This window comes from Pseudomonas sp. NPDC087690, assembly GCF_044743175.1.
In the GTDB taxonomy this organism is placed as follows: Bacteria; Pseudomonadota; Gammaproteobacteria; order Pseudomonadales; family Pseudomonadaceae; genus Aquipseudomonas.
Window position 1 is genome coordinate 23,573 of sequence record NZ_JBIUVX010000048.1, and the last position, 11,035, is coordinate 34,607.

General features: G+C 60.2%; 12 protein-coding genes and 1 pseudogene. 8 read left to right on the forward strand and 5 right to left on the reverse strand.

Annotated features, from left to right (window positions below):
* Positions 1-4: 4 nt before the first annotated feature.
* From ACIPIZ_RS26460 to ACIPIZ_RS26485, 6 genes are read left to right on the forward strand one after another with little or no spacing between them, the layout of a single operon-like run.
* A complete protein-coding gene (locus ACIPIZ_RS26460) occupies positions 5-472 on the forward strand; it encodes a hypothetical protein (protein WP_401168384.1) in 468 nt (155 codons plus the stop codon).
* Positions 469-1,665, forward strand: coding sequence for a beta-ketoacyl-[acyl-carrier-protein] synthase family protein (locus ACIPIZ_RS26465; RefSeq protein WP_122855549.1), 1,197 nt, complete (start codon positions 469-471; stop codon positions 1,663-1,665). Before ACIPIZ_RS26460 ends, ACIPIZ_RS26465 begins: the two co-directional genes overlap by 4 nt.
* On the forward strand, positions 1,662-2,126 hold the full coding sequence (locus ACIPIZ_RS26470; protein WP_122855550.1) for a hotdog family protein: 465 nt from the start codon (positions 1,662-1,664) through the stop codon (positions 2,124-2,126). Before ACIPIZ_RS26465 ends, ACIPIZ_RS26470 begins: the two co-directional genes overlap by 4 nt.
* Complete coding sequence (gene fabG, locus ACIPIZ_RS26475) at positions 2,119-2,847, forward strand: 3-oxoacyl-ACP reductase FabG (protein WP_064388857.1); 729 nt, start codon at positions 2,119-2,121, stop codon at positions 2,845-2,847. Before ACIPIZ_RS26470 ends, fabG begins: the two co-directional genes overlap by 8 nt.
* Complete coding sequence (locus tag ACIPIZ_RS26480) at positions 2,847-4,082, forward strand: beta-ketoacyl-ACP synthase (protein WP_105706010.1); 1,236 nt, start codon at positions 2,847-2,849, stop codon at positions 4,080-4,082. The genes fabG and ACIPIZ_RS26480 overlap by 1 nt, the downstream gene beginning before the upstream one ends.
* A gap of 20 nt (positions 4,083-4,102) precedes the next feature.
* Positions 4,103-4,546, forward strand: a complete 444-nt coding sequence (locus tag ACIPIZ_RS26485) for an excinuclease (RefSeq protein WP_105706012.1) — start codon at positions 4,103-4,105, stop codon at positions 4,544-4,546.
* A gap of 49 nt (positions 4,547-4,595) precedes the next feature.
* On the opposite strand, the gene ACIPIZ_RS26490 is transcribed toward ACIPIZ_RS26485, so the two are convergent.
* Both ACIPIZ_RS26490 and ACIPIZ_RS26495 read right to left on the reverse strand, forming a co-directional pair.
* Entirely contained in the window at positions 4,596-4,883 is a 288-nt protein-coding gene (locus ACIPIZ_RS26490) for an addiction module antidote protein (protein ID WP_400775781.1), read from the reverse strand.
* Entirely contained in the window at positions 4,880-5,185 is a 306-nt protein-coding gene (locus tag ACIPIZ_RS26495; RefSeq protein WP_401168377.1) for a type II toxin-antitoxin system RelE/ParE family toxin, read from the reverse strand. The genes ACIPIZ_RS26490 and ACIPIZ_RS26495 overlap by 4 nt, the downstream gene beginning before the upstream one ends.
* Before the next feature lie 129 nt (positions 5,186-5,314).
* Between ACIPIZ_RS26495 and ACIPIZ_RS26500 the strand changes: the two genes are divergently transcribed.
* Positions 5,315-5,752: a hypothetical protein gene (locus ACIPIZ_RS26500; RefSeq protein ID WP_064388861.1), complete on the forward strand. Its 438-nt coding sequence runs from the start codon at positions 5,315-5,317 to the stop codon at positions 5,750-5,752.
* Between the two features lie 76 nt (positions 5,753-5,828).
* Here ACIPIZ_RS26500 and ACIPIZ_RS26505 read toward each other — a convergent pair whose 3' ends face one another.
* On the reverse strand, positions 5,829-6,725 hold the full coding sequence (locus tag ACIPIZ_RS26505; protein ID WP_150647771.1) for a LysR family transcriptional regulator: 897 nt from the start codon (positions 6,723-6,725) through the stop codon (positions 5,829-5,831).
* Positions 6,726-6,843: 118 nt separating this feature from the next.
* On the opposite strand from ACIPIZ_RS26505, the gene ACIPIZ_RS26510 reads away from it, so the two are divergent.
* Entirely contained in the window at positions 6,844-8,118 is a 1,275-nt protein-coding gene (locus ACIPIZ_RS26510) for an MFS transporter (protein ID WP_401168381.1), read from the forward strand.
* Between the two features lie 178 nt (positions 8,119-8,296).
* Here ACIPIZ_RS26510 and hemE read toward each other — a convergent pair.
* Both hemE and ACIPIZ_RS26520 read right to left on the reverse strand, forming a co-directional pair.
* Positions 8,297-9,363 (reverse strand): annotated as a pseudogene (gene hemE, locus ACIPIZ_RS26515) (uroporphyrinogen decarboxylase).
* A gap of 239 nt (positions 9,364-9,602) precedes the next feature.
* Positions 9,603-11,021, reverse strand: a complete 1,419-nt coding sequence (locus ACIPIZ_RS26520) for an FAD-dependent oxidoreductase (protein ID WP_007909438.1) — start codon at positions 11,019-11,021, stop codon at positions 9,603-9,605.
* Positions 11,022-11,035 lie beyond the last annotated feature (14 nt).

Consider the following 11,035-nt stretch of genomic DNA (forward strand, 5'->3'; position numbering starts at 1 on the left):
GGTGATGATCGGTGTATTTTTTCTGCTGAGTGCCTGCGCCAGCCAGGCCCCGTTGCCGGTGGGCAATCCAACACTGCCGCTACCGCTGCAGTTGCACATCGAACGTAATCAGGCGGATCAGCGTCAGGACTGGCTGCTGGTGATCCAGCGCGAAGGCCCGGGCATCCGCTGGTCGATGATGGATCCACTGGGTATCCCGCAGGCGCGTCAGCAATTGATCGATGGGCATTGGCAGGCCGATGGTCTGCTGCCGCCGAACCCGGAAGCCCGGGAACTGTTCGCTGCGCTGTTGTTCGCCCTGACTCCGTCCGGCGAATTGCTGCGCAATTACCCCACTGCGCAACAACAAGCTGGGCAACGTACCCTGCCGGCGCGCTGGGACATCCGTTATGCACAACCGTTGAGCTTCGAATTGAACCTGCCCCAAGGCCCGCACTATCGCGTTTCTCCGCTCGGTGAATCGACGCCATGACCGCTTATCTGAATGCCCTCGGCGTCATTTGTGCGCTGGGTCGCGACAAGTCTGAAGTTGCCCGCAACCTGTTCGCGGGCGACTGCTCGGGTATGCGCCACGAATCCGGCTGGGTCGCGGAGCGTGATTTGCCGGTGGCTGCCGTGCACGGTGAACTGGCAGCGATTCCAGCAGCACTCGCCGAGCAGAGCAGCCGCAACAATCAGTTGTTGCTCGAAGCCGCGCTGCAGATTCGCGATGACATCGATCAGGCAATCCGCACCTACGGGCGTGAGCGCATTGGCGTGGTGCTCGGCACCAGCACCTCGGGCATCGACGAAGCCAGCCGTGGGCTGGCGCACTACATCCGCGAGCAGCAATTCCCCAGCGAATACGACTACCGCCAGCAGGAACTCGGCGCGCCGGCGAATTTTCTCGCCGACTGGCTGCAGCTCAGCGGCCCGACCTATGTGATTTCTACCGCTTGCACCTCCAGCGCCCGGGCCTTGATGAGCGCTCAACGCCTGTTGGATCTGGGCCTGTGCGATGCGGTGCTGTGCGGTGGTGTCGACAGTTTGTGCAAACTGACTCTCAACGGTTTTTCATCGCTGGAAGCGGTGTCGGACGAGCGCTGCAATCCGTTTTCGGCTAATCGCAACGGCATCAATATCGGCGAGGCCGCGGTGCTGTTCGTGATGAGCAGACAACCGGGCGACGGCCCGGCCATCGCCCTGCTCGGTGCCGGGGCCAGCTCCGACGCGCACCATATTTCCGCGCCTGAACCGAGCGGTCGCGGCGCCCTGCAAGCGATGCAGAAAGCCTTGAGCCGTGCCCAGCTGCACGCTGCACAAATCGACTATCTGAACCTGCACGGCACCGCCACCCAACACAACGACGCCATGGAAAGTCTGGCGGTCGCGGCGTTGTTTCCCGAAGGCGTGGCGTGTTCGTCGACCAAACCGATGAGCGGCCATACCCTCGGCGCTGCCGGCGCGCTGGAAGCCGCGTTCTGCTGGTTGAGCCTCAGCGCTGACAATCGCGCTCACGTTTTGCCCCCGCACGTCTGGGACGGCCAGGCCGACCCGGCGCTGCCGCCTCTGAAGTGGGTGACCGCAAACGAACGCCTGACGTCCATTGCACCCCGCTACCTGATGAGCAACTCGTTTGCCTTCGGCGGCAACAACGTCAGCCTGATTATCGGAGACGCCCCATGATTGACTGGCCGCTCGCCGAGCTGCTGCCCCATGCGGGCGACATGATCCTGATCGACAGCATCACAAGCTTCGACGATGAACAGATCCATACAACGCTCACGGTCAGGCCTGAGGGTTTGTTCAACCTGCCCGACGGCAGCTTGCCGGCGTGGGTCGGCATCGAGTTGATGGCGCAAAGCGTCGCTGCCTTCGCCGGTTGCCATGCGCGACAGCAAGGCAATCCGGTGGAATTGGGTTTTCTGCTCGGCACACGCAAATTCGAGTGCAACGTCGACGCGTTTCCAGCGGGGAGCGAATTGACCATTCATGGCATTCGCTCGCTGGAAGATGACAATGGCATGGGCGTTTTCGAATGCCATATCAGCGCACCCGGCATCGAAGCGACTGCCCGATTGAATGTGTTTCGGCCGCCGCAAGCGGCTGCTTATCTTGTACAAAAAAAGGAGTCGAACGATGACTGAATCCGTATTGGTCACCGGCTCCAGCCGTGGCATTGGCCGCGCTATTGCCCTGCGTCTGGCGCAGGCCGGGCACGATATCGTCCTGCATTGCCGCAGCGGCATGGCCGAAGCACAAGCCGTGCAGGCTGAAATCGAAGCGTTGGGCCGCAAGGCGCGGATTCTGCAATTCGATGTCGCCGAGCGCGAAACCTGCAAAGCCATTCTCGAAGCCGACGTCGAAACTCACGGTGCCTATTACGGCGTGGTGTTGAATGCCGGGCTGACCCGTGACGGCGCATTCCCCGCCCTGAGTGACGACGATTGGGACGTGGTTTTGCGCACCAACCTCGACGGTTTCTACAACGTCCTGCACCCGGTGATGATGCCGATGATCCGCCGCCGCGCCGCCGGTCGCATTGTTTGCATCACTTCGGTGTCGGGGCTGATCGGCAACCGTGGCCAGGTCAACTACAGCGCCTCGAAAGCCGGCGTGATCGGCGCCGCGAAGGCATTGGCGATTGAACTGGGCAAGCGCAAAATCACCGTGAACTGCGTCGCGCCGGGCCTGATCGACACGGCGATGCTCGACGACAACGTGCCGGTGGAAGAACTGATGAAAATGATCCCCGCGCAGCGCATGGGCACCCCTGAAGAGGTGGCCGGTGCGGTGAATTTCCTGATGTCGGCGGAAGCCTCGTACATCACCCGCCAGGTTCTGGCGGTCAACGGAGGCTTGTGCTGATGAAGCGCGTCGTCGTCACCGGCATGGCCGGCATCACCTCGCTGGGCAGCGACTGGGCAACCATCGCCGGCAACTTCGCGGCCAACCGCAGCGGCATCCGCCGGATGGACGAGTGGGATCGTTTCAGCGAACTCAACACCCGCCTGGCTGGGCCTATAGATGATTTCGTCGTCCCCGCGCACTGGACACGCAAACAACTGCGCAGCATGGGCCGGGTTTCACGGCTAGCGGTCGGTGCCGCAGAAAAAGCCTTGGCTGACGCCGGTCTGCTGGGCGACGAATCGATCAAGGACGGGCGCATGGGCGTGGCCTGCGGCTCGTCCACCGGCAGCACCGACGAAATCAAAGCGTTCGGCAACATGTTGCTCAATTCGGTGGCCGAGGGGCTGAACGCCAACTCCTATGTGCGGATGATGCCGCACACCACCGCCGCCAACATCAGCATCTTCTTCGGCCTCACCGGGCGTTTGATCCCGACGTCCAGCGCCTGTACCAGCGGCAGCCAGGGCATCGGTTACGCCTACGAGGCAATCAAGTTCGGTCGCCTGCCGCTGATGCTCGCCGGCGGCGCCGAAGAACTCTGCCCGACCGAAGCCATGGTCTTCGACGCGCTGTACGCCACCAGCCTGAAAAACGATGCCCCGCAAACCAGTCCGCGCCCTTACGACAAGGGCCGCGACGGCCTGGTCATTGGTGAAGGCGGCGGCATGCTGGTCCTCGAAGAACTGGAGCATGCCCTCGCGCGCGGCGCGCGCATCCACGCCGAGCTCGTCGGTTTCGGCAGCAACGCCGACGGCCAGCACACCACCCGCCCGGAGCAGGTGACCATGCGCCGCGCCATGGAACTGGCGCTGGAAGACGCCGGACTGACACCGGACGCCATCGGCTATGTCAACGGCCACGGCACTGCGACAGAACAGGGCGACATTGCCGAAACACTGGCGACCAGCAGCCTGTTCGGTGAACGCATGCCGATCAGCTCGCAGAAGAGCTTCCTCGGCCACACCCTCGGCGCCTGCGGGGCGCTGGAGTCGTGGTTCAGCATCGAGATGATGAACCGCGACCAGTATGTGCACACGTTCAACCTCGAGGAAGTCGATCCGCACTGCGGCAAGCTCGACTATCTGCGCGGCGAATTCCGTCAGATGCACCATGACTACGTGATGAACAACAACTTCGCTTTTGGTGGGGTCAACACCTCGTTGATTTTCCGCCGCTGGTCACAACCGAATTAATCCAGGTCAAGGAGACCTCCATGCACTTCAAGAAACTTGCTATCACCACCCTGCTGCTCTGCGCCTTGCCTGCGGTCAGCCAGGCCCGTGACACGGCGGTTTACCTGCCATTCGACAAAGCCGTCGCCGAAGCCACCCGCTCCGGCAAAATCGATGGCAGCGTGAAGTTCTATCTGGCCGGCAACACCCCGGCCGGCAAAGTCAGCGTCATCAGCCCCGGCGCCGTGACCAACAAGAAGACCAACGCCTTCAACAAGTCCGATGCAGAAGCCTGCGAATGGGTTGCACAGTCGGCCATCATCAGCCTGCACCAGGCCGCGAAAAGCGCCGGCGCCAATGCCGTGACCAACATCGTCAGCTTCTACAAGAGCAACGAGCGCAAGGATGCGCAGACCTACGAATGCCACGCCGGCGCGATCATGGCGGGTGTTGCGTTGAAGGGTGACCTGGCGAAGGTTCAGTAAACGCCAGAAACGACAAAGGGCGCCTTTGGGCGCCCTTTGTCATTTTGTTTCATGTGCTGGCGTGCAGCTTCAGACCTAACGCTCTGATGACTTTCAGAATTGTTCCAAACTCAGGATTTCCTTCGCCTGACAATGCACGATAAAGACTCTCGCGAGAAAGACCCGCATCTCTTGCGACTTGTGTCATGCCACGTGCCCGAGCAATGGTACCAAGCGCCTTGGCGATGAAAGCAGGGTCATCCCCCGCCTCTTCCATGCAAGCATCCAGATAGTTAGCCATGTCCTCTTCTGTCTTGAGGTACTCGGCAGAGTCCCAGCGAGTGAATTTTTCGGTCATGGATTTTGCTCCTGCCAAGACTTCGCTAGTAGCCTGGCTTGTTTGATGTCTCGAGATTGACTGCTTTTATCTCCTCCGCATAGGAGGATGATCAATTGACGACCCTGCTGTATGAAATAAACCCGATACCCCGGGCCGTAGTCGATTCGGGCCTCGACTATTCCCTCTCCGATGATTTTCACATCGCCAAGATTTCCATCGGCCATGCGGTCAATTCGCGCATGAATTCGCATCCTGGCGCGACTATCAGTCAGCTTCAGGAGCCAACTGGAGAATGTTGAACTTCGAAGAATTTCAGTCATACGACCGATCGTAGCTCATGAGCTACATTCGCCCAAACTGGATTTGTTTGCAAGTGATACACCCTGTCTACACTCGCTTGTTAGGGAAAACGATTTAACCAATGTGCCAGGACGTCAAGGAGATGACCCATGCAAGTGAAAGCCCTGATTGCCGCCACGCTTTTCGCTCTGCTGCCGAGCGCCAGCCACGCCACCAACCTCATGTATATGCCATTCGAAACCGTGCTGTCGGACGCGATTCGCGCAGGTCGGCTGGATGGCAGTGTGAGGTTTTATCTGGTCGGCAACGGGCCGCAGGGCACTCAGCAGTTGTTGCGCCGTGGTGTGATCAGTGATCTGAGCACCAATGGTTTCAACAAGAGCGATCACGATTCCTGCGAATGGGTGCTGCAGTCGAATCTGATCAAGTTGCAGGCCGATGCCAAGCGGGTCGGGGCGAATGCGGTGGTCAATATCGTCAGTTACTACGACCAGCATGTGCGCAAGGATTTGAATACGTACGAGTGCCGGGCAGGGATTTTTGTCACGCGGGTGGCGTTGAAGGGGGATCTGGTGCGGTTGCCATAACGGCAAGATCAAAAGATCGCAGCCTGCGGCAGCTCCTACAGGGATCAATACAGGAGCTGCCGAAGGCTGCGATCTGTTAGGCGGACTCGACCTTGCGCGTGAGCAGGTCGACAAACGCCTTGGCCATCGGCGATTTCTGATCCTTGCGCTGTACCAGCCACACTGCAGACACCGCCTCCGGATCGAGCAACGGTCGATAGACCACGCCATCGATGCGCATCCGCTGGTAGGACGCCGGCAGCACCGATACTCCCAGCCCCGCTGCGACCAGACCGATGATGGTCATCGCCTCCCCAGCCTCTTGCGCAAAGTGCGGGCTGAACCCGGCATCCCGCGCCAGGCTGAGCAACTGCGCATACAACCCGCTGCCGTAACTGCGCGGAAAGAACACGAACGGCTCCAGCGCCAGCGCCGAGAGGAACAGCCCTTCTTCACTGCCCTGCGCCAGCGGATGCTTGGAACCGAGCACCGCGACCAGCGGCTCACTCATCAACTCGACCACGCTCAGCGAATCCGGCAACCCCAGCGGACGCATGATCCCCACCTCGATCGACTGATCCACTAACGCATCTGCGACCATCGTGCTGCTCATCTCGCGCAAGTTGAGGTGCACCGCCGGAAAGCGCTGACGAAAGGCAAAGATCGCCTGCGGAATCGTCGAGTTGAACGGCGCCGACGAGGTAAAACCAATCTTCAACTCGCCCAATTCCCCCAACTGCGCACGTCGCGCGACGTCCGCCGCTTTATCGACCTGGGCCAGCACCAACCGCGCCTCTTCAAGAAACAAGCGGCCAGCCTCACTCAGTTCGACTCGACGGTTGGTCCGCTCAAACAGTCGCGCGCCGACTTCCTGTTCCAGCGCCTGAATCTGCTGGCTCAGCGGCGGCTGGGAGATACCCAGCACCTGTGCGGCGCGGCCGAAATGCAGTTCTTCGGCGACGGCGATGAAGTAGCGCAGATGACGAAATTCCATGGATATCCCATTAGGTCGTAAAAGCTATCAAACAGGTCGAACAATATATTGGATAGAAACATTAGCCAGCTATATGATTTTTTCATTGCCTGCCTGGCCGTGCCCTCCGAGGTCTGAAGTGAAAACTGCTGTTGCGCCCTTAGCCCATGAAGTCCCGCCTGCTGCAGCCGACGATGTCGTCGCCGAGCTGCAAGAAATCTACATCGAAAAAGGCACACCGATGTTCATGCGCACGGTGCTGGCGCTGTTCAGCGGCGGGTTCGCGACGTTTGCTCTGCTCTACTGCGTGCAGCCGATGATGCCGCTGTTGTCCCACGAGTACGGAATCAACGCGGCGCAAAGCAGCCTGATCCTCTCGGTAGCCACCGGCATGCTCGCCATCGGCCTGCTGATCACCGGGCCGATTTCCGATCGGGTCGGGCGCAAACCGGTGATGGTGACCGCGCTGTTCGCGGCGGCGCTGTGCACCATGGCCAGTGCAATGATGCCGAGTTGGGAAGGTGTGCTGATCATGCGCGCGCTGATCGGGCTGTCGCTGAGCGGACTGGCGGCGGTGGCAATGACGTATCTGAGTGAAGAAATTCATCCGCAACACATCGGCCTGGCGATGGGTTTGTACATCGGCGGCAACGCGATTGGCGGGATGAGCGGGCGCTTGATCACCGGTGTGTTGATCGACTTCGTCAGCTGGCACACGGCGATGCTGGTGATCGGTGGCCTGGCGATGATTGCCGCGGCGGTGTTCTGGAAGATCCTCCCGGAATCACGCAACTTCCGCTCGCGTTCGCTGCACCCGCGCAGCCTGCTCGACGGTTTCACCATGCACTTTCGCGATGCCGGTTTACCGCTGCTGTTTCTTGAAGCGTTCCTGCTGATGGGCGCGTTCGTCACGTTGTTCAACTACATCGGTTATCGCTTGCTCGCGGCGCCGTACAACCTCGATCAGGTGTTCGTGGGCTTGCTGTCGGTGGTTTACCTGTCGGGGATCTACAGTTCGGCGAAGATTGGTTCACTGGCGGACAAGCTGGGACGACGCAAGGTGCTGTGGGCGACCATTGCGCTGATGTTTGCCGGTCTTGCGTTGACGATGTTTACGCCGCTGTTGCTGGTAATCGTCGGCATGTTGATCTTCACCTTTGGCTTCTTTGGCGCGCACTCGGTGGCGAGCAGCTGGATCGGCCGTCGCGCGACCAAGGCCAAGGGCCAGGCGTCGTCGTTGTACCTGTTCAGTTATTACGCCGGGTCGAGCATTGCCGGGACGGCGGGTGGGGTGTTCTGGCATTTGGGCGGGTGGAACGGGATTGGGTTGTTTATCGGTTCGTTGTTGCTGATTGCGCTGCTGGTGGCGTTGAAGCTGGCGAAGTTGCCGCCGCTGCAGAGTGTCAAAGCCTGACACAAAAACCCTGTAGGAGTGAGCCTGCTCGCGATAGCGGTGAGTCAGTCGCTGAACGTACTGGCTGACACACCGCTATCGCGAGCAGGCTCACTCCTACAATTGATCTGTGTCCGACATTGAATCGTGCAAACAAAAACGCCCGGCATTTAGCCGGGCGTTTTTTATGGTGTGGCGATCACTCGTGATACTGCGCAGACAGCTCATGCACCGCACGCAGGAACGCGCCGGCATGCTCCGGATCAACCTCTGGCGTGATGCCATGACCCAGATTGAACACGTGCCCGCTGCCCTTGCCGTAGCTGGCCAGAATGCGCCCGACTTCAGTGCGGATCGCTTCCGGTTTTGCGTAAAGCACGGTCGGATCCATGTTGCCCTGCAGGGCAACCTTGTCGCCGACACGGGCGCGGGCGTTGCCGATGTCGCAGGTCCAGTCCAGGCCCAATGCGTCGGCACCAGCCTCGGCGATGCTTTCCAGCCACAGGCCGCCGTTCTTGGTGAAGAGGATCACCGGCACTTTGCGACCGTCGTGCTCGCGGATCAGGCCGCTGACGATTTTCTTCATGTAGGCCAGCGAGAACTCCTGGTACGCCGCCGCCGACAGGTTGCCGCCCCAGGTATCGAAGATCTGCACCGCTTGTGCGCCGGCCATGATCTGGCCGTTGAGGTATGAGGTCACCGACTGCGCCAGTTTATCCAGCAGCAGGTGCATGGCCTGCGGGTTGTCGTAGAGCATCGCTTTGGTCTTGCGGAAGTCTTTCGACGAGCCGCCTTCGACCATGTAGGTCGCCAAGGTCCACGGGCTGCCGGAGAAGCCGATCAGCGGCACACGACCGTTCAGCTCGCGACGGATGGTGCTCACCGCGTCCATCACGTAGCCGAGGTCTTTGTGTGGATCAGGGATCGGCAGGGCTTCGATATCAGCAAGGGTGCTTACGACTTTCTTGAAGCGCGGGCCTTCACCAGTCTCGAAGTACAGGCCTTGGCCCATGGCGTCGGGGATGGTGAGGATGTCGGAAAAGAGGATCGCCGCGTCCAGTTGTGGATAGCGGTCGAGCGGTTGCATCGTGACTTCGCAGGCGAATTCCGGATTCATGCACAGGCTCATGAAATCACCGGCCTGGGCGCGGCTGGCGCGGTATTCCGGCAGGTAGCGGCCGGCTTGACGCATCATCCACACCGGGGTGACGTCTACGGTTGCTTGAGCAGGGCGCGGAGGAAACGGTCGTTCTTCAGGGCAGTCATGTCGGCATCCGGAAAAAAAGTGCGGGCATTTTCTCAGAGCGCGACGCAAAAGGCACGGATGCAGGTCAGCCTTTTGTCTATCGGGTCAATTTATTGCGTTGGAATGCAGATTTTGCAGCACCCAAAAACAACTGTAGGAGTGAGCCTGCTCGCGATAGCGGAGTATCAGTCAATGCATCAGGTGACTGATCTACCGCCATCGCGAGCAGGCTCACTCCTACAAAGTATTGCGTTGTTTTTTAGACGCCCAGGTAATCAAGGATCCCTTCGGCGGCGTTGCGGCCTTCGAAGATGGCCGTCACCACCAGGTCGGAACCGCGCACCATGTCGCCACCGGCGAAGATTTTCGGGTTGCTGGTCTGGTGCTTGTACTGACCTTGCTCAGGCGCAACGACGCGGCCCTGGCTGTCGGTCTGGATCTCGAACTGTTCGAACCACGGCGCCGGGCTCGGGCGGAAACCGAAGGCGATGACCACGGCGTCGGCCGGGATGATCTCTTCGGAGCCCGGGATCGGCTCGGGGCTGCGACGGCCACGGGCGTCCGGTTCGCCGAGACGGGTCTCGACCACTTTGACGCCTTCAACCTTGTCTTCGCCGACGATGGCGATCGGCTGGCGGTTGTAGAGGAATTTCACGCCTTCTTCCTTGGCGTTCTTCACCTCTTTGCGCGAGCCGGGCATGTTCGCTTCGTCACGACGATAAGCGCAGGTCACCGACTTGGCGCCCTGACGGATCGACGTGCGGTTGCAGTCCATCGCCGTGTCGCCGCCACCAAGGACCACGACCTTCTTGCCTTTCATGTCGACGAAATCTTCCGGCGACTTTTCAAAGCCCAGGTTGCGATTGACGTTGGCGATCAGGAAATCCAGTGCGTCATAAACGCCCGGCAGATCCTCACCGGCAAAGCCGCCCTTCATGTAGGTGTAGGTGCCCATGCCCATGAACACTGCATCGTATTCGGCGAGCAGTTGCTCCATGGTCACGTCTTTGCCGACTTCGGTGTTCAGGCGGAACTCGATGCCCATGCCGGTGAAGACTTCGCGACGATTGCTCAGCACGGTCTTTTCCAGCTTGAACTCGGGGATGCCGAAGGTCAGCAAGCCACCGATTTCCGGGTTCTTGTCGAACACCACCGGGGTCACGCCACCACGCACCAGCACGTCGGCACAACCGAGACCCGCCGGACCTGCACCGATGATCGCGACACGTTTGCCGGTCGGCTTGACCTTGGACATGTCCGGGCGCCAGCCCATGGCGAATGCGGTATCGGTGATGTACTTCTCGACCGAACCGATGGTCACCGCGCCGAAACCGTCGTTCAAGGTGCAGGCACCCTCGCACAGACGATCCTGCGGACACACCCGGCCGCAGACTTCCGGCAGGGTGTTGGTCTGGTGCGACAGCTCGGCGGCCTGAAGGATGTTGCCTTCGGCCACCAATTTGAGCCAGTTGGGAATGAAGTTGTGCACCGGGCACTTCCATTCGCAATACGGGTTGCCGCAACCCAGGCAGCGGTGGGCCTGATCGGCCGACTGCTGGGGTTTGAACGGTTCGTAGATTTCGACGAACTCTTTCTTGCGTTGACGCAACAGTTTCTTCTTCGGATCTTTGCGCCCGACATCGATGAACTGGAAGTCGTTATTCAGACGTTCAGCCATTGTTAAAACCTCAT